Raw genomic sequence first — 23,682 nt, 5'->3', positions numbered from 1 at the left:
TAGGCATGAAAAAGGCCGCCCAAGGGCGGCCTGAGTTCAAGGAGGAAACCAAATGGAGGAGTTGCACGATGTGCATGCCCGTTCTAGCCAATTATGGTTAATGCGCGGTGAAGACAACCCCTCTTCGGATGGGATACCCCTTCCTTGCGGGACTGCCGGAGCTCCCCCTCCGCAATCTCCTCCGCCGCTTCGCATGTTTTTTTTGACAAGCGCCTCGGGGCATGGCAAAGGGCGCCTCTTGGGAACCCTTAGAGTTTTGTGACGGAGGACGTGGCGTGGCCAAACCCGAATGGGGCGTCAAGCGCATCTGCCCGAATTGTGGCGCTCGTTATTACGACATGCGCAAGGACCCGCCGGTCTGCCCGAGCTGCGGCGCACAGTTCGATCCCGAGGCCCTGCTGAAGTCGCGCAAGGCCCGCCCGGCCCCGGCCGACGACACCAAGAAGGCCGTCGTGACCGGGGACGAGGATCAGGAGAACGAGGCCGAGGAAAGCGAGACTCCGGAACTGGAGGACGCCGACGAGGACATGGCCGTCGAGGACATCGAGGAGACCGATGACGCCGGCGACGACGAGGACGATGTGCTGATCGAGGACACGTCCGAGCTGGGCGAGGACGATATGGACGAGGTCGTCGACGTCGAGGGCGAGGACGAGGAGGAGCGCTGACCCTCAGGCCGGAGGAGCGGGCCGGAGGAGCAGCCGGCGGCAGGCTCGGGCGGAGCAGAAAAAGCGCAAAACAGGTGATTTTCCGCTTGCAACGCTCCGCCACCTGACTATTATCCCGCTCCACCGAGGCCGGACGGAAACGGACGGCCACCCAGGGACAAAAGGGGCCATAGCTCAGCTGGGAGAGCGCTACAATGGCATTGTAGAGGTCAGGAGTTCGATCCTCCTTGGCTCCACCAAAAAACCGAAGGCCCGGCGATCGTTCGCCGGGCCTTCGGCGTTTCCAACACGGCCTTTTCCGGCGCGGTCGTCTCGTGTCCGGCCGTCTCGTGTCCGGCCGCTCCCCCGCCGCCGCGGGGGAGGCCGCATCGATCCCCTACTTCAGCCAGCGGTCGACCACCGCCTGATACTCGCCGGTGGCAACGGCGCGGTGCAGCCACTGGTCGACCCAGAGCTTCAGCACGATGTCGCGCGGCAGCAGGAACGCCTTCTCGGAGAAATCGAAGGGCTGGTCCGGATGGACGGCGCACAGTTCCGGGTGGAGCTTCTGCTGGAGCCGCGTCTCCACCGCATCCGTGATCATCAGGTCGGCCTTCCCGGCGATGATCTGGTCGAAGATGGTCACGTTGTCGGGATGCACCTCGATCTGCGCCGCGTGGATGTTGGCGCGGGCGAACTTCTCGTTGGTGCCGCCGGGATTGACGATCAGCCGGACACCGGCCTTGTCGATGTCGGCGACGGTCTGGAAGCGGTCCTTGTTCTGGCAGAGCGTGATCGGCGTCTTGCCGTCGCGCATCAACGGATCGGAGAACAGCGCCGCCTTCTGCCGTTCCAGCGTCACGGACACGCCACCCACCGCGATGTCGTACTTGCCGGCGAGCAGGTCGGGCAGCAGGGTGCCCCACGTCGTCTTCACGAACTCCACCTTCACGCCCAGCGCCTTGCCCATCGCCTGGGCCAGGTCGATGTCGATGCCCTCGAAAGCCTGCGTCTGCGGGTTCAGGTAGGTGAAGGGCTTGTAGTCGCCGGTGGTGCCGACGCGCAACGTGCCGGCGGACAGCACGGCATCCAGCCGCGACGCCCCGGTGGTCCCGGAGGAGGCGGCTGCGGAAGGGGCCGCTTCGGAAGAGGTTGCTGCGGACGGCGTGGCGGCTCCGCATGGAACGGCGCCGAAGAGGACCGTCCCCAGGAAGGCGGCGCCGAGGATGGAGGAAAGGCTCCGGCGGCTGCGGTGCCGGGTACGGAGGGACATCAGCTTTCTCCCGATTTATTGTTCATCGCGCGAACAGTATAGCCGCCGGCCTTTCCTGGCGAGAGGCTCCGTCCTCACACCGTCAGCTTGAGGCGGTAGGTGTAGGCGTCGCCACGGAACAGCCCCTCCACATATTCGATCATCCGATCGTCGGCGCTGTAGCTGCGCCGCTTGATCAGCAGGCAGGCCACCGGCTCCGAGAAGTCGAAGATCGCCGCCTCCTGCGGCAGCGGCAGGGTCGCCTCGATGGTCTGGTCGCAATGGGTCAGCGGCACCCCGCAGAGTTCGCCGAGACAGGCATAGACCGACCGCGACAGGTCGGCGGTGGCCAGAGCCGGCGCAGCGGCCAGGTTGTACCAGGCGGTCTCCCGCGACATCGGCACGCCGTCGCCACGGCGCACCCGCACCAGCTTCAGGAACTGCGCGGTCGACGGCAACCCGAAGATCGACGCGATGGAACGGTCGCAGACGACGCGCTGTTCCAGGATGTCGGAGGACGGCACCCGACCCAGTTCGCGCATTTCCTCGGTGAAGCCCTTCAGCCGGTCCATGCCCGGATGGATGCGCGGGCCGTCGCTGCGAACGATGAAGCCCAGCCGCCCCTGGGCGCTGACGAGCTTGCGGTGGCTCAGGCTCCGGTAGGCCCGCTGCACCGTCGCCCGGCTGACGCCGAGACTTTCGGCCAGTTGACGCTCCGCCGGCAGAGTCGTACCAGCAGGGACGCCCCCGCTCTCGATCAGCGCCGCAAGCTGGTCCTCGAGTTGCTGGTACAGGGGCTGCGCGGTGTCGCCGCTCAGCCGCAGGAGCGAGCGCAAGGGCGGGCGGACGGGCAGGCCCGCTCCCGGTTCTGGGGCTATGACGTCCCGTGGAGGCATGGTCCGGTTCAACACGGCGGAAAATCCTGACTGGAGGCCAGAATGATGGCGGCCGGCATGAATGAGAACATGTTTCTCTTCGTCCTGGGGAGCTTCGTGATCGCCTGCTCCGCCAAGGTCGACCGCTTCCCCCTGCCCGGCGAATCGCTGCGCGCCGGGGCATTCACGGTCGAGGCAGGCGGCAAGGGCCTGAATGTCGCCGTCGGTGCCCGGCGGCTGGGCGTCGCGGTCGACGGGCTGCTCGCCGTCGGCGACGACCTGTTCGGCGGTCTGGCCGAACCCACGCTCGACCGTGCCGGCCTCCCCCTCTCGATGATCCGCCGCCGCGCCGGCGGAACCGGCGCCGGAATCGGCTTCACCGATGCGCATGGCGAGAACTGCCTCGCGGTGTTTCCCGGTGCCAACCGCCTGCTGTCGGCAGCCGATGTCCGCACCGCCCCCGGCCTGACGCGCGCGGCCCTGGTGGCGGCCCAATTCGAGATCGACGACGCGCCGATCGCCGAAGCCTTCATGCTGGCCCGAGCCGCCGGCGTCCGCACCCTGCTGACCCCCTCCCCTTACCGCGAGCCGGCTGCCGGCCTGCTGTCGACTACCGACATCCTGGTGCTGAACGCCGTCGAGGCCGCCCAAATGGCCGGCTCGTCCCGTGCCGGCCAAGCCAGCTCCCCGGAGGACGCGGCGGCGCTCGGCGCCTCGCTGCTGGCGCGCGGCCCCGATCTGGTGGTCATCACGCTCGGCCCCCGGGGGGCCGTGGCCTGCCGGCGCGGCACCGCTCCCCTTCACCAGCCGGCTTTTCCCGTGACGGCCGTCGACAGCCTTGGCGCCGGCGACGCGTTCACCGCGGCCCTGGCCGCCGGCCTCGTCCAGGGCCGTCCGCTCACGGTCTGCCTGGAGCGTGCGGCCGCCTGCGGGGCGATCGTTGCCGGCAGGCTCGGCGTGTTCGATGCGCTCCCTTCCGCCGACCAACTGGACCGGTATCTCCGTCCCGCAGACTGAGGGCGGCGGATGGATCGCAGCAGGGCAAGCAGAGCGGAACGGCCCAACACGGCACTGCTCCGCTACCACCCTCGCCCATTTGGCTTTGGACTGTTTTTGGACCTACCATAAACATTCCAATTGTCCTGCTCCGCGACCGCAGCGGAAGGGAGGGGAGGTGCAGCATGACCGGTCCTGCCGCCCTTACGGCCGCGTCCCGGCCCCATCAGCCGACCGACCCGGGCGCTCCCGGAACGGCCACGGCGCTGGCCTGGCTGCTGGATCGGATCGGACAGGCGGTGCTGCTGGTCGATGCCGGTGCCTGCCTGCATTTCGCCAACCGGGTCGCCGTGGACATCCTGCATGCCGGCCACGGGCTGCGGCTGCGAAACGGGATCGTCGAGGCGACCAGCCTGGCGGAAACGCGGCTTCTGCACCAAGCGGTGGCATCCTGCGCCGCGGACGCCGTCCGCAAGGCTCCCGATCACGGCCTGCCGCTCGTCTGCGGCCGGGCAGGATCGGCCGAGCCGTCCCCCCTGCTGTCGGTCTGCGTGGTGCCCTTGCCGTCCGCCCTGCGCGGAACCGGTCACGGAGGGCCGGTTGCATCGCTGTTCATCGCCGATCCCGCGCGTACGGAACGGCCTTCGGTGGCGCAGTTGCAGGCTTCCTTCGGCTTGACGCTCGCCGAGTCGGCGTTGGCGCTGGAAATCCTGGCCGGTGACGGGCTGAGGGCCGTCGCCGGGCGGCTCGGCATCTCGCAGACGACGGCGCGCACCCATCTGGGGCATGTGTTCGAGAAGACCGGCACGAAGCGCCAAGCCGAACTGGTGCGCCTGCTGCTGGCCGTTCGCCTGCCCTGACGGTGCAGGCCCGCGCAACCGCGCCCGGCATACCGGACGGCGCGATGGAGGTAGGGCATCCTCCGGAAGGCCATGTCTCCTGCGTTCGCACGATGTCGGGCCGCCATTGCCCCGCGACCCTGGACCACAGCGGTGCCCCCGGCTGCTCCCCGGCGGGAGGCCGAGGGAGACGGGAGCGGCCACGGGCCGGCATTGACCATGGAGGCGGGTATGAACTGGAATGGCGCGGAGTTCCGGCGGCTGGCGGTGTCGATCACGGCGCCGTTGGCGGTGATGCTGTGGAACGCGGGACCGGCGGCGGGAGAGACGGTGACGGGAAGCATGGCGGCTCCGCAGACCGCAGCACTGCCAAACGCGGCGATGCCGGCCGGGGCGCCACGCGCCGTCGATCCGGAAAAGGATACGGTGGCGCTCGACACACGGCAGGGCGGCACTGCGGCTCAAGGTAGGGCCGCCAGCCCGGCCGGCGGCATGGTCCGCGTCGGCCAGGGGCTTCGGCCCGACGGCACGGAAATCGCCCCCAGCGAGGTGCCGCATCCCTGGCTGATCAGGCAATAGGATGGCCGCGCCGGGCACCGGGGCGGCTTGGCAAGGGACGCCGCCGGGCGAAGCCTCATCCCCAGAACGGGAGAAGGCCGCGAACCCGTTGAGGTTCGCGGCCTTCAGAATGGTGGGCGGTACTGGGATTGAACCAGTGACCCCTACGATGTCAACGTAGTGCTCTCCCGCTGAGCTAACCGCCCACTGTATCGGCCGGTGGAGGAGCGCTTGGCGTCGTTCCGTCCGGCGTGGGCGGGTGTATACCCACCCCCGGGCCGGCGCGCAAGCCCTTTGTTGAGGAATCTTCGCCGCCCCTGCTTTTTTCCGGCCGCCAGCGGCGGTTGGGCGGCCAGTCCAGTGACAGCGGGGCCTGCGTCCATTACATCATTGGCCTATGGATGCCTCCTTCGACGCGCAACGCGACGCCGGCGCCGGGTCCGATCCGGCAATCGACGCCCCGGCCTTCGAGATTCTGGCCCCGCCGTGCCGGAGGCTTCCGCTCGTGCTGGCCTCGCCGCACAGCGGAAACGCCTATTCCGCCGGCTTCCTGGCCTCCTCGCGGCTCGATGCGCAGGCACTGCGCAAGTCCGAGGATTGCTTCGTCGACCAAATCTTCGCCTTTTCCCCCGGGCTGGGCGCCCCGCTGATCCGCGCCCTGTTCCCGCGCGCCTATCTGGACGTCAACCGCGAGGCCTACGAACTGGATCCGGAAATGTTCGCCGATCCGCTCCCGGCCTACGTCAACAGCCGCTCCCCGCGCGTGGCGGCAGGGCTCGGCACCATCGCCCGGGTCGTCGCCAACGGCGAGGACATCTACAAGGGCAGGCTGCGTTTCGCCGAGGCGCTCGACCGCATCAACCGTTGCTACCTGCCCTACCATGCCGCCCTGCGCCGGCTGGTCGACGAGACGCGCGACGCCTTCGGCCACGCCCTGCTGGTCGACTGCCATTCCATGCCGTCGTCGGCGCCGAACACCGCCGCCGGCACCAAAGGCGGGCGCGGCGGCAGCCGCGGCAACCAGCCGGAGATCGTGCTCGGCGACTGCTTCGGCAACGCCTGCGCCCCGGCGATCATCGACGCCGCGGAGGATTTCCTGCGCGGGCTCGGCTACGCCGTCAGCCGCAACAATCCCTATGCCGGCGGCTACACCACGCGCCACTACGGCCGGCCACGCCAGGGCATCCACGCGCTGCAGATCGAGATCGCCCGCGACCTCTACATGGACGAGGCGACGTTGACCCGGCTGCCATACCTCGACGTGCTGTCACGCCACATGACCGCCCTGGTCGATACCCTGGGCCTGCTCCCCTCCGACGGGCTGGGTCCGCGCTGACCGGGTGGAGCCGCCGGGCCCCATGGCGGACTTGCGCCCCCGCCCGAGGATTGCCACGGGTCGCCGTCGCCGGAACCTGTGCCTTGGCTGTCCGCACGCCGCGGTTTGGACAAAAAAAGGGCCGCGGGCGAACCCGCGGCCTCAGTCTAGGGAGGAAACGCCCAAGAAGTGCGTTACGCCAACGACCATGCCGACAGCATGACCGTTGCCGCACTGCACAATATGAATGTGCCGCCGCCGGGCTTCAAGGAAAAAAGGATTTCTCAAAGGTTTCATTGAGTTAAGGCGAACCCACCTATCGCCAACCGGATAGTTCGCTCGGGAATCATGCTGCGCCGCACCATTACCTTTCATGGAGAACCCTGACCCAATGGTCATGAGGGCATGGTGCTTTGGACTGTATGGCCGGTCTTCGGAACCAAGCTCGCCGACGCTCGTTTCGCACTTGGCCCGCAGGCTGGAGCGATACCGGGGCACCCCCCGCCGCCCTGCCGATCCGAGGGCTGCGGAACGCCCTGCCGGCGGCCAATAAGGAGAAGAACATCGTGAGCAGGCTCGTCGTCGTTTCCAACCGGGTGGCCCTTGTGGAAGAGGGCAAGCAGGCCGCCGGCGGTCTTGCCGTCGCCATCCTGGCCGCGCTGAAGAAGACCGGGGGAATTTGGTTCGGGTGGAGCGGAAAGGTCGTCGACGGGGAGTCGCAGGCGGAACCGACCCGGACGGAGGCGGGCAAGCTGACCTACGCCACCCTGGATCTCGGCCGCCGCGACCACGAGGAATACTACAACGGCTTCGCCAACCAGACCTTATGGCCGCTGTTCCATTACCGGCTCGGGCTGATCTCGGTGAACCGGCGCACGCGCGAGGGGTACGAGCGGGTCAACGCCTACTTCGCCGACAAGCTGGAGCCGCTGCTGCGCGCCGACGACATGATCTGGGTGCACGACTACCACCTGATCCCCTTCGGCGACGAGCTGCGCCGCCGCGGCTGCTCGCAGCGCATGGGCTTCTTCCTGCACACGCCCTTCCCGCCACCGGAACTTCTGACCGCCCTGCCCAACCACCGCGACCTGGTGCGCGAGCTGTGCGCCTACGATCTGGTCGGCTTCCACACCGCCACCGACCTGCGCGGCTTCTGCGACTACATCCGCCGCGAGACCGACGGGCAGGTCGAGCAGCGCGGCGCCTACGGCAGCGCGATCATCCGCGCCTTCGGCCGCACCCTGCTGGCGAAGGTCTTCCCGATCAGCATCGACACCGAGGCGCTGGAAAGCCTGGCCCGCACCGCCGGCCGCTCGCGCCAGGCCGAGCGGCTGCGCGAAAGCCTGGTCGGCCGCCGCCTGATCATCGGCGTCGACCGGCTGGACTATTCCAAGGGGCTGCCGCAGCGCTTCGCCGCCTTCGAGCAGCTGCTGGAAAGCTATCCGGAGCATTGCAACCGCGTCACCTTCCTGCAGGTCGCCCCGCCGAGCCGCGAGGATGTGCCGGAATACATCGCCATCCGCCGCGAGCTGTCGGAGATGGCCGGCCGCATCAACGGCCGCTTCGCGGAATTCGACTGGCAGCCGATCCGCTACCTGAACCGCAGTTTCGGCCAGCGCGTGCTGGCCGGCTTCTACCGTCTGGCGAATGTCGGGCTGGTGACGCCGCTGCGCGACGGCATGAACCTGGTCGCCAAGGAATATGTCGCCTGCCAGGATGCCGAAGACCCGGGCGTGCTGGTCCTGTCGCAGTTCGCCGGCGCGGCGCAGGAACTGGGTGAGGCGCTGATCGTCAACCCCTTCGACATCGAGGGCGTCGGCGATGCGCTGCAGCGGGCGCTGACCATGCCGCTCGGCGAGCGCAAGGAACGTCACGCCGCGATGATGCGGACGCTGCGGTCGCACCACATCGGCTGGTGGCGTGAAAGCTATGTGGACGCGCTGACGCGCGCACCGTATGACTTTCCGGCCACCTGACGCTCCGTCCGGCCCACCAGCGACAGACCCGCAGCCATGACCGCCGATCACACCCCCATCGTTCCCGCCGCCGGCTCCCCCATTCTCGTCGCCGACATCGGCGGCACCAACGCGCGCTTCGGCCTGATCGACGGGCGCGTGGTCCGCGAGGTCCGCGTGCTGCGCTGCGCCAACTACGCGTCGATCGAGGATGCGGCGACCGCCTATCTCACGGCGGCCGGGCTGGCGGCGCACGGCACCCCGGGCCGGCCGCGGCGCGGCGCCTTCGCCGTCGCCGGGCCGGTGACCGGCGACCGCATCGCCATGACCAACCTCGTCTGGGAGTTCTCCGTCGGCCAGGTGCGCAACGCGCTGGGCCTGGAGGGGCTGAAGGTCATCAACGACTTCACGGCGGTCGCCCTGTCGGTTCCGCGGCTGGCGCCGGAGGACCTGCGGCAGGTCGGCGACGGCACCCCCCTGGCTGGAATGGTCGTCGGCGTCCTGGGGCCGGGCAGCGGCCTCGGCGTGTCGGGCCTCGTTCCCGCGGCCGGAGGACGCTGGACCGCGCTGTCGGGCGAGGGCGGCCATACAACCATGGCGCCGGTCAGCGACCGCGAGAGCAGCGTGCTCGCGCAGTTGCGCAAAAGCTTCGATCATGTCTCGGCCGAACGGGTGCTGTCGGGACCGGGACTGATCAACCTCTACCAGGCGCTGTCGATCATCGACGGCCGCGAGCCGGCCTCCCTCACCCCGGCCGAGATCACCGACCATGCGCTGGCCGGCACCGAACCCCATTGCACGGAAGCGGTGGAGATGTTCTGCGCCATGCTCGGCACCGTGGCCGGCAACCTGGCGCTGACGCTCGGCGCGCGCGGCGGCATCTACATCGCGGGCGGCATCGTGCCGAAGCTGGGCAACCTGTTCACCCACTCCCGCTTCCGCAAGCGCTTCGTCGAGAAAGGACGGATGCGCGACTTCCTGGCGCCGATCCCGACCTATGTCATCACCCATGACCTGCCGGCCTTCCTCGGCCTGGCCGAGGCGGCCGAGACCGACTGAGCCCTCCTGCGCCGTACGGGTACGGACGAGGCCCCGGGGACGGGAGCCAGCGGCACGGGACAGACTCTAGGCTTTTGGTTTTCCGTGTGATCGTTTCAAGCGGTGCCGCTTGAAGCGATCACGCTCCAGGCCGAAACCGACGACCGCAACGGAGCATCATGTCGACCGATCTTCGCGTCCGTTTCCTGCACCCGTCGGGCGCGATCGGCCCCGGCAAGATCGCGCTTCTCGAAGCCATCGACCGCACCGGATCGATCTCGGCTGCGGCGCGGTCGCTGGACATGACCTTCAGGCGCGCCTGGTTCCTGGTGGAGACGATGAACACCGCTTTCCGCGAGCCGGTGATCCGCACCAGCGTCGGCGGGCGGGAGGGCGGCGGCGCCGGATTGACCGCGCTCGGCCAGGAAGTCGTCGCCCGGTACCGTCAGGTGCAGGAAGAGGCCCGCCGGGCGGCGGAACCGCACTTGCGCTGGCTGGACCAGGCGCTGAAGGAGGACGGCGAGGGCGACGCCGGGAGCAGCGACGCTGGCGGGGCGCAGCCCGAACCGTAAGCCCGTCACCTGGTCCCGATACGCCTTGACCCCGATACGCCTGACCCCGGCACCTCACGGCGTGGCCAAGCCCGGCGTCCGCCCAAGCCACCCCGTCCGTTCCGATCGCTTTTTTCTTCCATGCCGGCGGCGCAGCCCTGGTCACCATGAAGGCCGTTGGTGCGGGAGCACTGCCAAGCGTAGATCTGCCTCTGTTGCAGACCAGTGCCAACGTGGCCGGGCGGCAACACTCCCTTTCCGGAAGATCCGAACCCGGCACCCAGGCGGGCGGCCGGACGGTGACGCCTGCCCGCAGCCCCAACCTCCGCGACCAGCCCTCATCATGCTGTCCCACCTGCCGTCCTTCTCGATCGCCGATGCCTTCGGCGCTGCCGCATTCGCCGGTTCGTGCCTGTGGCCGCTGATGAAGGGGCGCCGCTCCCTGCTGGCGGGGCAGGCCCTGACCAACCTGATGTTCATCACCCACTATGTGCTGCTCGGCGCCCACACCGCGGCAGCGCTATGCCTGCTGGTGGTGGCGCAAGCGCTGGCGGCGATCCCGGAAGGGCGCAGCCGCTGGCAGACGGCGGTTTTCATCGCCACGGTGCCGGGCATCGCGGTGATCGCCGGAGCGACCTGGTCCGGGCTTCCGTCGGCGCTGTCCAGCCTCGGCATCACCTTTTCCACCCTGGCCCGCTGGCAGTCCGACGCGGTGCGCATGCGCATGCTGCTGCTGGCGGCCGGCGTCTTCTGGATCAGCCACAACGCCCTGGTGATGTCGCCCTTCGCCATGGCATCCGACGCCTTCTCCGCCGCCGGCAATCTGCTGCGCCTGCGCGGCAGCCGGCGCGCGGCGGCCACCGCTTCCACGGCCACCATCCCGGCGCCCCCCGTGGCGGCGCCCCTGGCGGCGCCCCTGGCGGCGTCGGTGACGACGCCCACGGCGGCGGCGGCGTAGCCGGCAGTTTGCACGGCCGGCACCTTGCGCCGGCGGTCCTCGCTATCCCCGCCCGGCCTTGGCGGGCACCGGCTTGTGCTCCGGCCGGTCGAGACCATAGCGGATGACGCGGTTCCGGCCGGAGTGCTTTGCCTGGTAGAGGGCACGGTCGGCACAGACCACCAGGTCGTCGACCGTCAGGTCGGCCGCCGCCTCGACAAGGCCGAAGGAGGCGGTGACCGGGATCACCCGGCCGTCGGGCAGCGTCACCGGCGACCGCATGAGGTCGATGCGCAGCCGTTCGATCACGGCATAGCCCTCGTCGATGCCGGTCTCCTTGAGGCAGACCAGGAATTCCTCCCCGCCCATGCGGAAGGCTTCGTCGAAGCTGCGCACGCCCCGGCTGATGACGGCGGCGGTGGCGGCAAGAACCCGGTCGCCGATGTCGTGGCCGTAGGTGTCGTTGATGCCCTTGAACTTGTCGATGTCGCACAGCGCGACGCAGAAGGGCTGGCCGGCGCGGCGGAAGCGGTTGTGCTCGCGCTCCAGCGCCTCGGCCATGCCGCGGCGGGTGCGCAGGCCGGTCAGCGGATCGAGACCGGACGCCGCTGCGGCGAAGGCGCGCTCCATCCGGCGCAGATGCAGCATGAACTCCTCGAACCGGCCGATCACCCCCTGGTACTCGGCTTCGGTCGGCAGGTCGCCGCCCTGGGCCTTCAGCAGGACCAGCCGCGCCTGACGGTGCATCTGTTCGTGCAGCGTGGCCAGCTTCTGCACCGCCGGCTGCTGCAGCAGGTCGTCGCGCTGGGCGGCCTGGCACCAGGCGATGAAGGACGCGGGAGCGGACGCCCGTTCGCCGCCGATGCCGTTTCGGTAGAAGACCGCGCGCTGCCATTGCCCGACCCAGCGCAGATGCTCGTCGAGCACGGCGCCGAGCGTCTCGGTCGTGGAGGGAACGTTGGGATCGCTGGTCGAACCGCTCATGGCCGCATCCTACCCGATGCCGCGGGGTCTCGCCATGCGACCAAGATAGGCCGAGGCGTCACTCGGAACAGATCCTCTTCCGGCACAGGTTGGCGCATGGGCGGCTTTCCGCAGGCCGCCCGCAGCGGGCTCAGAGCCCGGCCACCGCCGAAAGGAAGGCCTGGATCAATGCCGGATCCTTGTGGCCGGGCCGATCCTCCACCCCCGACGACACGTCGACCTCGGTGGCGCCGGTGACGCGCACCGCCTCGGCGACGTTCTCTGCGGTCAGGCCGCCCGACAGCATCCAGGGACGCGGCCAGTCACGGCCGGCCAGGATGGTCCAGTCGAAGGCAATGCCGTTTCCGCCGGGCAGCGCCGACACCTTGGCCGGCGGCTTGGCGTCGAACAGCAGCCGGTCCGCGACCTCGGCCGCCTCCATCGCGGCGGCCAGATCCTCCGGCCCGCCGATCTTGACCGCCTTCATCACCGGAAGCGCGTAGCGGCCCTTGATCTCGGCGATGCGGCGCGGGGTCTCGCCGCCGTGGAGCTGGATGAGGTCGAGCGGCACCTGCCCGGTCACATGCTCCAGGAACTCGTCATCCGGATCGACGAACAGGCCGACGGAGCGCACGCCGGTGGGCACCAGCCGGGCGAGTTCCGCCGCGAGCGGCGGAGCGACGGCGCGGGGGCTGCGCGGGAAGAAGACGAAACCGACATAGCGTGCGCCCCCGGCGACGGCGGCGCGCAGGCTCGCGGGTTCGCTCAGCCCGCAGATCTTGGCGGCGACGTTCATGCGGCCTCCTCGATTTCACCGACGATGCGGCGGGCGGCGGCGGCCGGGTCGGGGGCCGCGGTGATCGGGCGGCCGATGACGAGATGGTCGGCGCCGGCGGCCAGCGCCTCCGCCGGCGTCATGAAGCGCTTCTGGTCGTTGGTGGCGGCCCAGGCCGGGCGGATGCCGGGGACCATCAGGATGAAGTCCGGCCCGCAGGCCGCACGCACCAGCGCCACCTCGGCCGGCGAGCAGACGATGCCGTCCACGCCGGAGTCCCGGGCCAGCCGGGCCAGCCGCACCACCTGCTCGGCCACCGGTACCGACTGGCCGACGGCGCCGAGGTCCCCCTCGTCCAGGCTGGTCAGGACGGTGACGGCGAGGATCTTCGGCCGCTCGCCGCCGGCCGCGGCCGCAGCCTCGGCCGCCGCGCGCATCATCGCCGGCCCGCCGGAACTGTGGATGGTCATGAAGGCCGGCTTCAGCGGCAGCGCCGCGCGCACGCCGCCGGCCACCGTGTTCGGGATGTCGTGCAGCTTGAGATCCAGGAACAGCGGCGGACCGTCCTCCCCCACCACCGCGCGGACTCCGGCCGGCCCCTGGGCGATGAAGAATTCCAGTCCCAGCTTGATGCCGCCGACCGTCCCGGCCACCTGCCCGGCGATGCGGCGGGCGGCGTCGATCTCTGTGGTGTCGACGGAGCAATAGATGCGCGAGGCGGGCGCGGTCATGGGAGAGCGTCTCCGAACCAGGAAGCGGAAGGTGCGGCACCCTAGCAAGGGACGCGGCGCCATGCCAGCGCGCGGGAGGAGGTCACACCGCGGCCCGCTGCTCCTCCGTCCAGCGCTCCAATGCCGCAAACAGCGCGACGGCGGTGTCGCACGCGTCGGCGAGCGCCGCCGGATCCGCCAGCTCCACCTCAAGCCGGGCCATCAGCGCCTTCCAGGCCCCGACCATGTCGAGCCCGTCCGATGCCAGGAAGCAGGCCCCGTGGCCGCCGTCGAAGCCGAGGGCGCGCTTGATCCCCGGCAGCATCGCCCGGCCGCCGTGGGCGGAGCCGTCCAGCACGTAGCGCGCGGCCAGCCGTGCCGCCGGGCTGTCCAGCGGCGGCAGTCCGGTCATCTCGGGCAGCGCGCCGGGGTCGGCGCCCAGCACCCGCAGGTCGTCGCGCAGCAGCTCCAGCCTTGCGGCCGCGCCTGCGCCCTCGCCGCCCCGGTCGAGCGCCCGCTCAACCGGCGCGTTGAAGCCGTAGAGCACGGCCAGCGCCCGGACATATTGCTGCGGCGTGATGTCGGACCGGACCAACGGCTGCAGGACCGCCGCCCGGTCCAGCCGCTCGTGGATCGCCCGTGTGGCCGTGCGCAGCGCCTGTCTTGCCGGTCCCATGATGTCCTTTTCGTCGGTCTGGTCGCGTCAGGTCGGGGCCAGCACGCCCGGCAGGGGCGTGGGTCCCTGGCTCGATTCCTGCTGCCGCGACCACAAGGCCGCGTAGGCGCCGCGGGCCGCCAGCAGGTCGGCGTGGCATCCACGCTCGATCACCCGGCCGGCCTCCAGCACCAGGATCTCGTCGGCGTCGATCACCGTGGACAGCCGGTGCGCGATCACCAGCGTGGTGCGGCCACGGCTGACCTCGCGCAGATTGGCCTGGATTTCCCGTTCGGTATGGGTGTCGAGCGCGCTGGTCGCCTCGTCGAACAGCAGGATGGCCGGATCCTTCAGGATGGTGCGGGCGATGGCGACACGCTGCTTCTCGCCGCCGGACAGCTTCAGCCCTCGTTCGCCCACCGTGGTCTGGTAGCCGTCGGGCAACGCCATGATGAAGTCGTGGATGTGGGCCAGCCGCGCCGCCCGCTCCACCTCCGCCGGGCTGGCGCCCGGCCGGCCGTAGGCGATGTTGTAGAAGACCGTGTCGTTGAACAGCACGGTGTCCTGCGGGACGATGCCGATGGCGCCGCGCAGCGACGCCTGGGTGACGTCGCGGATGTCCTGGCCGTCTATCAGCACCCGGCCGCCATTCACGTCGTAGAAGCGGAACAGCAGCCGGCTGATGGTCGACTTGCCGGCTCCCGACGGGCCGACGATGGCGACCGTCCGGCCGGCCGGCACGGTGAAGCTGACGCCCTTCAGGATCGGCCGGCGCGGATCGTAGCCGAACTCGACATTCTCGAAGCGCAGTTCCGCTCCCCCGGCCGCCAACGGCCTGGCATGGGGCGCGTCGGCGACCTCGCGGTCGACCGCCAGCAGCGTCACCATCGATTCGATGTCGATCAGCGACTGCTTGATCTCGCGATAGACGACGCCGAAGAAGTTCAGCGGCTGGTAGAGCTGCAGCAGGTAGGTGTTCACCAGCACGAAGTCGCCGAGCGACATGCTGCCGTCGACGATGCCCCTGGCGGCCATGCCCATCACCACCGCCAGCCCCAGCGAGATGATCGCGGACTGGCCGACGTTCAGCAGCGACAGGCTCTGCTGGCTGCGCACCGCCGCCTTCTCGTAGCTCTGCAGCGCGCCGTCGTAGCGCCGCGCCTCATGCTCCTCGTTGCCGAAATACTTGACCGTCTCGTAGTTCAGCAGGCTGTCGATCGCCTTGGTGTTGGCCTTGCTGTCCGTCTCGTTCATCTCGCGGCGGAACTTGATGCGCCATTCCGAGACGAAGAAGGTATAGAGGATGTAGCCGACCACGGTGACGAAGGTCGCCAGCGCGAACCAGATGCTGAACAGCTTCCACAGGATGGCGCAGACCAGCGCGATCTCGACCAGCGTCGGCGCGATGGAGAACAGGGTGTAGCGCAGCAGCGATTCGATGGCGCGGGTGCCGCGTTCCAGCGAGCGGGTCAGGCCGCCGGTCTGGCGTTCGAGGTGGAAGCGCAGCGACAGCGCGTGCAGGTGCTGGAACACCGACAGCGCGACCTTGCGGATCGTCCGTTGCGCCACCGTGGCGAAGACGGCGTCGCGCAGTTCGGCGAAGACCAGCGACGTGACGCGGGCGAGGCCGTAGGCGACGATCAGCCCCAGCGGAATCGCGACCGCGGCGCCGGGGGTGCTGCCCGGCGTCAGCGCGTCGACCGCATGCTTGTAGAAGATCGGCACATAGACGTTGGCGACTTTCGCCCCCACCAGCAGCAGCATCGCCACGACGACCCGGATCCGCGTCTCGACGCTGTCACGCGGCCAGATATATGGACCCAGTGAGCGGAAGGCCGCGCGCAGGTCGCCGGCCGGGCGGGAGGAGGCGCGGTCTTCGGAGGAAGGCGGGAGGCTGCGGCGCATCGGTCTCTTCGGTTCGCGGGGGCGGTCGGCGGACATCGGGCCGGCATCCGGGGAGGGGCCTGCGCTCGGGCGGGCCGTTCGCCACAGGGAACCGGCCTTCTGGGCGGCTGATCGCCGGACATGCCGGTCAGGCGACCTAAACTAGGGATCGGGCCGCCGCCGTCAAAGGGGCATGTCGCAGCTTTGACACGATTTTGCAGCGCGTCTGGCCGGCGCCGCACGCATTTCCTACCCCGGTGGAAACGGACTGGAAACCACTTTCCACTACTCTGCCGCGCGTAACCGCGTTCGACCCCGCTCCGCAGACCAAGGCTTTTACCCATGCAGAACGCCAGTTTCGCCGGCCGCTTCAAGGTAGGCACCCGCATCCAGGTGGGCTTCCTGCTGATCCTCGTGCTCCTTGCCCTGGTGGCGGGGCTGGGGATCAGGTCGATGTCGACGGTGGAGGCCGGCTTCAGCCGCTACGCCGCGATTTCCGACAATTCCCTGCAGATCGCTGATCTGGACTCCGCGGTCGCGGACATGCGTCGCAACGTGGTGACCTATTCCTTCTCGGGCAGCAACGCCCTGATCGAGACGGTCCAGGGCCAGCAGAAGAAGGTGATGGATGCGCTGCGCGTCGTCCGCGACGCCACGCAGGATCCCGGCCGCCGCGCCAACCTCGACCGCATGATCCAGCAGTTCGACGCCTATATCGCGAACTTCGCCAAGCTGGTGACGGCGCGCGAGCGGCGCGACCGGACGGTGGCGGAGGAGGTGTCGCCGCTGGGCGTGAAGGCGCGCGAGGGCATGAGCGCGGTGATGGAAGGCGCCATCGCCGCCGGTGACTTCGAGGGTGCCGCCCGGGCCGGCCAGGCGATGGAAGGGCTGATGATGGCGCGGCTGAGCGCCCAGCGCTTCCTGAACGAACAGACGCCCAAGGCCGCCGAGGAGGTGCGCGACCGCATGGACGGCTTCATCAGGACGGCGGCCTCGCTGGCCGGCCAGATGACCGATCCGGTGCGCAAGCGCCAGGTCGAGGAGGCGTCGCAGGTCGCCGCCCGCTATCTCGACGGCTTCACCCGCGTCGTGGCCGCCATCAACGAGGCCCAGACCCTGGCCTTCGGCACGATGACCAAGGAGGCGGAGGAGTTCGCCGGCCTGGTCGACAAGACCATCGCCTCGCAGGCCGAGACGCGCGGCATGGTGCTGACCACCGCGCGCAACGACATTGAAGGCACCACCACCCTGCTGATCGGCATGGCGGTGGGCGCCTTCGTCCTGGGGATCCTGGTCGCCCTGATCACCGCGCGCTCCATCGTGCGTCCGGTGGTCGGCATGACCAGCACAATGACCGAACTGGCCGCCGGCAACCTGACCGTCGCGGTTCCGGCGCTGGAGAACCGGGACGAGATCGGCCGCATGGCCAAGGCGGTGCTGGTGTTCAAGGAGAGCGCCATCGAGAAGAGGCGGATGGACGAGGCCGAGCGCGAACGGCTGGAGGCGGAGCGCAGCGCCGCCGAAGCCCAGCGCGCCCGCGAGCAGGCCATCGGCGAGGAGATCGCCGGCCTGATCGACGCCGTGTCCAAGGGCGACCTCAACCGCCGCATCGACCTCGCCGGCAAGGACGGATTCTACAAGACCATGTCGGAAGGCATCAACCGCCTGACCAACACGGTCGAGGCGGTGATCGCCGACCTCGGCGAAGTGCTGAGCGCGCTGGCCCAGGGCGATCTCAACCGCCGTGTCACCCGCGACTACCAGGGCGCCTTCGAGAAGGTGAAGACCGACGTCAACGCCACCTCCAGCCGGCTGGCCGACATCGTCGGGCAGATCACCCAGGCGGCGGAAACCATCGCCAATGCGGCGGCCGAGGTTTCGCTGGGGTCCTCCGACCTTGCCGACCGCACCGAGCAGCAGGCCTCCTCGCTGGAGGAGACCGCGGCGAGCATGGAGGAGTTGGGGGCGACCGTGCGGTCCAACGCCGACAATGCGCAGCGGGCCAACGTGATGGCGACCCAGGCGCGCAGCTCCGCCGAGTCCGGCGGCGGCGTCGCCGGCTCCGCCATCGAGGCGATGCGCCGGATCGAGGAATCGAGCCGCAAGATCACCGACATCATCGGCGTGATCGACGAGATCGCCTTCCAGACCAACCTGCTGGCCTTGAACGCCGCGGTCGAGGCCGCACGGGCCGGCGATGCCGGACGCGGCTTCGCCGTGGTGGCCCAGGAGGTTCGGCAGCTCGCCCAGCGCTCGGCCCAGGCGTCGAAGGAGATCAAGGGCCTGATCCTGGACAGCGACGCCCAGGTGAAGGACGGCGTGGATCTGGTCAGCAAGGCCGGCGACGCCCTGAACGGCATCGTGTCGGGCGTGCAGCAGGTCGCGACCCTGATCGCGGAGATGGCGTCCGCCTCGGCCGAGCAGGCGACCGCGCTTGACGAGATCAATGCCACGGTCGCCAACATGGACGAGATGACGCAGAAGAATGCGGCCCTGGTCGAGGAGACGACCGCCGCCGCCCATGCGATGAGCGGCCAGGCCGGCGACCTGAAGGGGTTGATCGGCTTCTTCAGGCTCGACCAGACGGCCGGCTACGCCGCCCCGCTGCGCGCCGCGGCCGTCTCCGGCATGCCGTCCGCCGTCTCGTCGGCCGCGGTGCAGACGGCCGCGGTGCAGACGGCCGGCCGCCGCGCGCCGGTGGCGGCGCATGGCGCGACGAAGGCGGCATCCAGGCCCGCCGCCCGCGGGAACGGCGCGGCAGCCAAGCCGGCGGTCCGCGCCCCGGCGCAGGCTGCTCCCGCCGCAGCCCCGGCTGCCGTCCTGAAGCACAGCGTCAGCGACGACGACGACTGGAAGGAGTTCTGAGCAGGACCATCGCCGGCCTTTTCGCCAAAAGCCGGCATTAACGAAACGGTGGCAATTGCGTGATGCAATCGCCACCGTTTTTCTTTCTCGGAGGCGTCGATGTTCCACTGGCCCAAGATGCCCGCACGGTCCGGGACCGTCCGGCGCTGCCGCCACCGCCTTGTCCGGCTGGCCGCCGCTGTGCCGGTCCTTCTTTCCCTGGCCGGCTGCGGCGCCGTCACCGGTGTCGCGAGCGGCGCCGCCAGCATCGCCGGCGCCGCCGTCGACGTGGCCGGAACCGTGGTGGAAACCTCGGTCGACGTGGTCACGGCCCCCTTGAACTGAAGGGCGCCAACTGAAGGGCGCCCGCGCCTTCCCTATCGGCGGTGGCGGTGCCCGTCGTCCGCGGTCAGGGCGCCCACCGCGGCACCGGCGGCACCGCCGAGCAGTCCACCATAGACCGCGCTGCCACCAGTGACGGCGCCGACCGCCGCGCCGCCTGCCGCACCGATGGCGCCGCCGGCGAGAGCGCGGTTTTCCCGATGATTCAGGTTGGAGCAACCGCCGAGCGCCGTTGCGCCGACCAGCAGCGCCAGCATTCCGGTAGCCAGGGTCCCTACCGCGGTTTTCCGCTTGGTCGTCTTCATCGTGTCTCTTCCTTCGAACATAGGCGTGGCCGCGGGCGTCCGGCAGGACACGGCAACGGCCACGCCTATGTTTGGTGAGCCTGCCGACCCACGGCTGTGACGATTTCGGGGTAACGCATCCATCCTCAAGAAGAATTCATCTCCGGATTGGCGCGCGCGATGGCGGATACAGCATCCTGTGGGATGGCGAGGCAGCTCCTGCCCCGGCCTGCCGCCAGGGGTGTCCCGTCCTCTTCCGATCGGCTTTTCCAGCCCTTCCGGTGAGGAGGCCGCCTCGAAGGGGCGATTGAACAGGTGGCTGGGCTCACCCAATATCCGGTCTGCAACGGGTATCGCCTGTATCCGATCCGCAAACACCGTTTCGACCGGAGCCTATGGAAGACATCGACCGCCAAAGAACGCTGGCATATTTCGAGCGGCTGGGGAGGGACCGCGTCCGTCTCTACACCGCCATCGACTGCGAGCGCTATCTCGGCGATTGGCAGGTCCGCGAACTGGCCGACCAGTGGCTGGACGCCAAACAGGCGGAGGAGCAGCCGAGGCCGTTGTGGCGACGGCTGCTGTCTGAGCGCCGCGGTGCCGCGGCCTCACGGGGCTGACGCCGGCGTCGTCACGCCTGTTCCGGGAACAGTCCCAGCAGCCCTTCCCGCGTCGCCGCGCACACGCCGCGTTCGGTGATCAGGCCCGTGACCAGCCGTGCCGGCGTGACGTCGAAGGCATAGTTGGAGACCGGACTGCCGTCAGGCGTCACCCGGACCGTCTCGATCCGGCCGTCGGCGGTCCGGCCGGTCAGTTCGCTCACCTCACGCCCGTCGCGCTCCTCGATGGGGATCTGGCGGAGACCGTCCTCGATACGCCAGTCGATGGTCGGCGACGGCAGCCCGACATAGAAGGGAATCCCGTTGTCGTGCGCCGCCAGCGCCTTGAGGTAGGTGCCGATCTTGTTGCAGACGTCGCCGGACGCGGTGGTGCGGTCGGTGCCGACGATGCAGAGGTCCACCTTGCCGTGCTGCATCAGGTGCCCGCCGGCATTGTCGGCGATGACGGTGTGCGGCACGCCGTGATGACGCAGCTCCCAGGCGGTCAGGCTGGCGCCCTGGTTGCGCGGCCGTGTCTCGTCCACCCAGACGTGCAGCCGGATCCCCTGTTCAAAGGCCGCATAGACCGGCGCCAGGGCCGTTCCCCAATCGACCGTAGCGAGCCAGCCGGCATTGCAGTGGGTGAGCACGTTGACCGGCTCTCCCGGCGCCTTGCGGCCGGCGATGGCCCGGATCAACGCGGCGCCATGGCCGCCGATGGCGCGGTTGATCTCGACGTCCTCGTCGGCGATGGCGGCGGCCTCGGCCTCGGCGGCGGCGACGCGCTGCGACTCGGGCAGCGGCAGCAGGCGGGCGCGCATCCGTTCCAGCGCCCAGCGCAGGTTAACCGCGGTCGGCCGGGTCGCCAGCAAGGTGGCGCAGGCCCCCTCCAGCCCGGCATCGCCGGAATCGGTGCGAAGCGCCAGGGCCACCCCATAGGCCGCCGCCGCACCGATCAGTGGCGCGCCGCGCACCAGCATGGCGCGGATGGCATGCGCCGCCTCGTCCAGTGTGGTGAGCCGGACCACCGAAAAGTCATGCGGCAGGCGGGTCTGGTCTATGATGGCGATGCTGCCGTCCTCCTCCGGCCAGATGGTGCGATAGGCCGTACCGTCGATCCGCATAAATCCATCCTCCGCTTGCCGCATGCCGTTGTCGGCACTCCAGAATAGGTGGTGGCCGGAGCGGCCGCAACGCGGGTAGCGTGCGGCGGAACCGTCACCCGCCAAGCGATGTTACCGTTTCTGGCGAAGCCCGAACTGGCCGTATCCCACATGGTCTCCGACACGATGCCGTTGCGTACCTTGCGTTCCCACCCCTCACCGCTCTACCGGCTCCCCGGTTCAGCGCTGGTCCTGATCGCCTGTACGGCAGCGGTGCTGCTGACGATCGGGCTGTCGGCGGTCTTTGCCTGGCGCGACCGCGACGAGGCGGTGCGGCAGGCGACCGGCGTTGCCGGCAACATCGCCCTGCTGGCGGCCGAGCATGCGGTGCGGTCGATCGAATCCGGTGACCTTCTGCTGACCCAGATCGCCGGCCTCGGCGGTGCCGACGGCACGCCGCTGCCCGACGATGCCGCCGTGCAGGACCGCATGGTCCGGCTGGTGGACAGCGCCCCCATCGTGGTCGGGCTGGAAATCCGCGACGCCGCCGGCGCGCTGCGCCTGTCGAGCCTGCCGGCCGGCAGCCGGTCCGATTCGCCGGCAAGGCCGCCGCTCTCCCCGGCTGGACGGGCGATCGGCGCGGGCCGGATGGGGGATCGCCCGGTGGTCACGCTGTCGCGTCCGCTGACCGGCGAGGGAGCCCTGCGCGGCTGGGCGGTGGCCGGGCTGGACGAGCGTGCCTTCCGCGACGTCTACCGTTCGCTCGATGTCGGCTACGGCCACAGCATCACCCTGCGGCAGCCCGACGGCACGCCGCTCCTGCGCGAGCCGGAGGGGGGAGGCACGATTGGCGGGACCCCTGGCGAGGGCAAAATCGGCCATGCCGACGACATTACGGTGTCCCGCCCGATCGGCGATACCGGCCTGTCGGCGGAGGTCACGATCGCGACCGACAGCGTGCTGCGGCGCTGGAGCGAGCGGATCTGGATCTATGCCGCCTTCGCCGCCGCCGCCTGCGCCACGGTGGCGGTGATCGGCGCGCTGGCCATCCAGCGCGCCCGGCGGGAGCGCGAGGCCGAGGATGCGCTCCAGCATGCCTACGACACGCTTGAGGAACACGTGCATCACCGCACCGCGCAGCTCGAGCGCGCCAATGCCCAGCTCGAAGCGGCGGTGACCGACAAGGAGGTGCTGCTGAAGGAGGTGCAGCACCGCGTGAAGAACAACCTGCAGGTCATCTGCAGCCTGCTGCGCCTGCAGGCGGCCCGCATCGACGAGCAGGCCCGGCGCGGCTTCGACGAAAGCCTGCGCCGCATCCAGACCATGAGCCTGCTGCATGAACTGCTCCATCGCTCGGACGAGCCGGCGCACATCAACTTCGCCGACGCCCTGCGCCAGATGTGCGACGGGCTCGTCAGGTCCGACAACCCGACCGCGGCCCGGCTGGAGCTGGAGGTGCAGGACTGGATCGTCGACGCCGACCGCGCCACCCCGCTGGCCATCGCGACCAGCGAGCTGGTGTCGAACGCCCTGCTGCATGCCTTTCCCTATGGCCACCCCGGGATCGTCCGCGTCCAGTTGAAGCGCGACGAGGGTGGGATGCGGCTGATCGTCCGCGACGACGGCGTCGGCCTTCCGGCCGGCATGCCGAGCCAGCACAAGCGTCCCGGACATGGCGGCGCCAGCAGCGGACTCGGGCTGAACCTGGTGCAGGCCCTGTCGCATCAGGCGGGCGCCACGCTGAAGATCGAGCGCGACGGCGGCACCATCTTCACCCTGACGATCCCCGACCAGCCGGTTCGCCAGCACGCCAAGCAGGCTGCCGTCTGAACGCGAACGCCCCCGCCCACGGTCGAGCCGGCGGGCGGGGGCGCGCAAGAAACGCAAGAATCAAGGGTGAGGCTTGAGGCCGGACTACTCCAGCAGGCTGCGCAGCATCCAGGCCGTCTTGTCGTGGATCTGCAGGCGCTGGGTCAGCAGATCGGCGGTCGGCTCGTCGCTGCCTTCCTCGGCCAGCGGGAAGACGCCGCGGATCGTGCGGGCGGCGGCCTCATGACCCTCGACGAGCTGGCGGATCATGTCGTTGGCCTTGGGCACGCCCGCTTCTTCCTTGATCGTCGCCAGCTCGGCGAACTGCGAGAAGCTGCCCGGCGCCGGATAGCCCAGCGCGCGGATGCGCTCGGCGATCTCGTCGAGGGCGTTCCACAGCTCCGTGTACTGGTCCATGAACATGGTGTGGAGCGTGTTGAACATCGGCCCGGTGACGTTCCAGTGGAACGAATGGGTCTTGACGTACAGGGCGAAGGTGTCGGCCAGAACCTTGCTCAATCCGTCGGCGATGGATTTGCGGTCTGCGTCCGAGATCCCGATGTCGATCTTCATGCTTCGATCCTTCTTGTTGGGTCTTGCATCATACGCCTGCGTCGGCGCAGCCGTCTCCGGCTGCCGCCCCGCGGTCCCGGGACATCAGCTTGGGCGCAGGCGCATGGTTTCAAGCCCGCTTGAGGCAAACTTCCGGGCAGCACCGGATGCAAAAGGTCGCACATGCCACCTTGCGCCC

The 23,682-nt window shown here is 69.5% G+C and carries 23 protein-coding genes and 2 tRNA genes; 14 read left to right on the top strand and 11 right to left on the bottom strand.

What is annotated here, in order from left to right:
• Positions 1 to 275: 275 nt before the first annotated feature.
• Positions 276 to 668, top strand: coding sequence for a TIGR02300 family protein (locus J2850_RS21775; protein WP_209986215.1), 393 nt, complete (start codon positions 276 to 278; stop codon positions 666 to 668).
• A gap of 163 nt (positions 669 to 831) precedes the next feature.
• Positions 832 to 907 (top strand) — tRNA-Ala (locus J2850_RS21770).
• 137 nt (positions 908 to 1,044) lie between these two features.
• Here J2850_RS21770 and J2850_RS21765 read toward each other — a convergent pair.
• Both J2850_RS21765 and J2850_RS21760 read right to left on the bottom strand, forming a co-directional pair.
• Positions 1,045 to 1,920: a transporter substrate-binding domain-containing protein gene (locus tag J2850_RS21765; protein WP_209986212.1), complete on the bottom strand. Its 876-nt coding sequence runs from the start codon at positions 1,918 to 1,920 to the stop codon at positions 1,045 to 1,047.
• 74 nt (positions 1,921 to 1,994) lie between these two features.
• The gene (locus J2850_RS21760) at positions 1,995 to 2,735 is read right to left on the bottom strand and encodes a GntR family transcriptional regulator (protein ID WP_246513343.1); all 741 of its coding nucleotides are present in this window, start codon (positions 2,733 to 2,735) and stop codon (positions 1,995 to 1,997) included.
• A 129-nt stretch (positions 2,736 to 2,864) separates the two neighbouring features.
• Here J2850_RS21760 and J2850_RS21755 point away from each other — a divergent pair, with 129 nt between their 5' ends.
• From J2850_RS21755 to J2850_RS21745, 3 genes are all read left to right on the top strand, one after another.
• Entirely contained in the window at positions 2,865 to 3,791 is a 927-nt protein-coding gene (locus J2850_RS21755) for a ribokinase (protein WP_246513341.1), read from the top strand.
• A gap of 164 nt (positions 3,792 to 3,955) precedes the next feature.
• A complete protein-coding gene (locus J2850_RS21750) occupies positions 3,956 to 4,630 on the top strand; it encodes a helix-turn-helix transcriptional regulator (RefSeq protein ID WP_209986207.1) in 675 nt (224 codons plus the stop codon).
• A 210-nt stretch (positions 4,631 to 4,840) separates the two neighbouring features.
• Positions 4,841 to 5,188, top strand: a complete 348-nt coding sequence (locus tag J2850_RS21745) for a hypothetical protein (protein ID WP_209986204.1) — start codon at positions 4,841 to 4,843, stop codon at positions 5,186 to 5,188.
• A gap of 110 nt (positions 5,189 to 5,298) precedes the next feature.
• Here the strand turns inward: J2850_RS21745 and J2850_RS21740 are convergent.
• Positions 5,299 to 5,373 (bottom strand) — tRNA-Val (locus J2850_RS21740).
• Between the two features lie 191 nt (positions 5,374 to 5,564).
• Between J2850_RS21740 and J2850_RS21735 the strand changes: the two genes are divergently transcribed.
• From J2850_RS21735 to J2850_RS21715, 5 genes are all read left to right on the top strand, one after another.
• Positions 5,565 to 6,503: an N-formylglutamate amidohydrolase gene (locus J2850_RS21735; protein WP_209986202.1), complete on the top strand. Its 939-nt coding sequence runs from the start codon at positions 5,565 to 5,567 to the stop codon at positions 6,501 to 6,503.
• A gap of 545 nt (positions 6,504 to 7,048) precedes the next feature.
• On the top strand, positions 7,049 to 8,458 hold the full coding sequence (otsA, locus tag J2850_RS21730; protein WP_209986199.1) for an alpha,alpha-trehalose-phosphate synthase (UDP-forming): 1,410 nt from the start codon (positions 7,049 to 7,051) through the stop codon (positions 8,456 to 8,458).
• A gap of 36 nt (positions 8,459 to 8,494) precedes the next feature.
• Positions 8,495 to 9,496 carry a glucokinase gene (locus J2850_RS21725; protein ID WP_209986196.1) on the top strand — a complete coding sequence of 334 codons (1,002 nt, stop codon included), beginning with the start codon at positions 8,495 to 8,497 and terminating at the stop codon, positions 9,494 to 9,496.
• Between the two features lie 158 nt (positions 9,497 to 9,654).
• Complete coding sequence (locus tag J2850_RS21720; RefSeq protein WP_209986193.1) at positions 9,655 to 10,047, top strand: winged helix-turn-helix domain-containing protein; 393 nt, start codon at positions 9,655 to 9,657, stop codon at positions 10,045 to 10,047.
• Positions 10,048 to 10,369: 322 nt separating this feature from the next.
• Entirely contained in the window at positions 10,370 to 10,984 is a 615-nt protein-coding gene (locus J2850_RS21715; protein WP_209986190.1) for a YgjV family protein, read from the top strand.
• Positions 10,985 to 11,026: 42 nt separating this feature from the next.
• On the opposite strand, the gene J2850_RS21710 is transcribed toward J2850_RS21715, so the two are convergent.
• The 5 genes from J2850_RS21710 to J2850_RS21690 form a co-directional block, all read right to left on the bottom strand.
• Positions 11,027 to 11,947: a diguanylate cyclase gene (locus J2850_RS21710; protein WP_209986187.1), complete on the bottom strand. Its 921-nt coding sequence runs from the start codon at positions 11,945 to 11,947 to the stop codon at positions 11,027 to 11,029.
• A gap of 130 nt (positions 11,948 to 12,077) precedes the next feature.
• Positions 12,078 to 12,722 carry a phosphoribosylanthranilate isomerase gene (locus tag J2850_RS21705; protein ID WP_209986183.1) on the bottom strand — a complete coding sequence of 215 codons (645 nt, stop codon included), beginning with the start codon at positions 12,720 to 12,722 and terminating at the stop codon, positions 12,078 to 12,080.
• On the bottom strand, positions 12,719 to 13,432 hold the full coding sequence (pyrF, locus tag J2850_RS21700; RefSeq protein ID WP_209986180.1) for an orotidine-5'-phosphate decarboxylase: 714 nt from the start codon (positions 13,430 to 13,432) through the stop codon (positions 12,719 to 12,721). Before pyrF ends, J2850_RS21705 begins: the two co-directional genes overlap by 4 nt.
• Before the next feature lie 82 nt (positions 13,433 to 13,514).
• Entirely contained in the window at positions 13,515 to 14,087 is a 573-nt protein-coding gene (locus J2850_RS21695; protein WP_209986177.1) for a biliverdin-producing heme oxygenase, read from the bottom strand.
• 27 nt (positions 14,088 to 14,114) lie between these two features.
• Entirely contained in the window at positions 14,115 to 15,971 is a 1,857-nt protein-coding gene (locus J2850_RS21690) for an ABCB family ABC transporter ATP-binding protein/permease (protein ID WP_209986174.1), read from the bottom strand.
• 321 nt (positions 15,972 to 16,292) lie between these two features.
• On the opposite strand from J2850_RS21690, the gene J2850_RS21685 reads away from it, so the two are divergent.
• Positions 16,293 to 18,815, top strand: coding sequence for a methyl-accepting chemotaxis protein (locus J2850_RS21685; RefSeq protein WP_209986171.1), 2,523 nt, complete (start codon positions 16,293 to 16,295; stop codon positions 18,813 to 18,815).
• A gap of 99 nt (positions 18,816 to 18,914) precedes the next feature.
• Entirely contained in the window at positions 18,915 to 19,139 is a 225-nt protein-coding gene (locus J2850_RS21680) for a hypothetical protein (RefSeq protein ID WP_209986169.1), read from the top strand.
• 32 nt (positions 19,140 to 19,171) lie between these two features.
• Here J2850_RS21680 and J2850_RS21675 read toward each other — a convergent pair whose 3' ends face one another.
• A complete protein-coding gene (locus J2850_RS21675; RefSeq protein WP_246513339.1) occupies positions 19,172 to 19,441 on the bottom strand; it encodes a hypothetical protein in 270 nt (89 codons plus the stop codon).
• A 374-nt stretch (positions 19,442 to 19,815) separates the two neighbouring features.
• Between J2850_RS21675 and J2850_RS21670 the strand changes: the two genes are divergently transcribed.
• Positions 19,816 to 20,040, top strand: a complete 225-nt coding sequence (locus tag J2850_RS21670) for a hypothetical protein (RefSeq protein WP_209986166.1) — start codon at positions 19,816 to 19,818, stop codon at positions 20,038 to 20,040.
• An 11-nt stretch (positions 20,041 to 20,051) separates the two neighbouring features.
• Here the strand turns inward: J2850_RS21670 and mtnA are convergent, their stop codons facing one another.
• A complete protein-coding gene (gene mtnA, locus J2850_RS21665) occupies positions 20,052 to 21,143 on the bottom strand; it encodes an S-methyl-5-thioribose-1-phosphate isomerase (protein WP_209986163.1) in 1,092 nt (363 codons plus the stop codon).
• A gap of 165 nt (positions 21,144 to 21,308) precedes the next feature.
• On the opposite strand from mtnA, the gene J2850_RS21660 reads away from it, so the two are divergent.
• Entirely contained in the window at positions 21,309 to 22,952 is a 1,644-nt protein-coding gene (locus tag J2850_RS21660) for a sensor histidine kinase (RefSeq protein WP_246513338.1), read from the top strand.
• Between the two features lie 84 nt (positions 22,953 to 23,036).
• On the opposite strand, the gene J2850_RS21655 is transcribed toward J2850_RS21660, so the two are convergent.
• A complete protein-coding gene (locus J2850_RS21655; RefSeq protein WP_209986158.1) occupies positions 23,037 to 23,504 on the bottom strand; it encodes a Dps family protein in 468 nt (155 codons plus the stop codon).
• Between the last annotated feature and the right edge of the window lie 178 nt (positions 23,505 to 23,682).

This window comes from Azospirillum picis, from assembly GCF_017876115.1.
GTDB classification, from domain to species: Bacteria; Pseudomonadota; Alphaproteobacteria; order Azospirillales; family Azospirillaceae; genus Azospirillum; species Azospirillum picis.
Note: the sequence above shows the minus strand (reverse complement) of the source record. Positions and strands in the feature narration are given on the sequence as shown.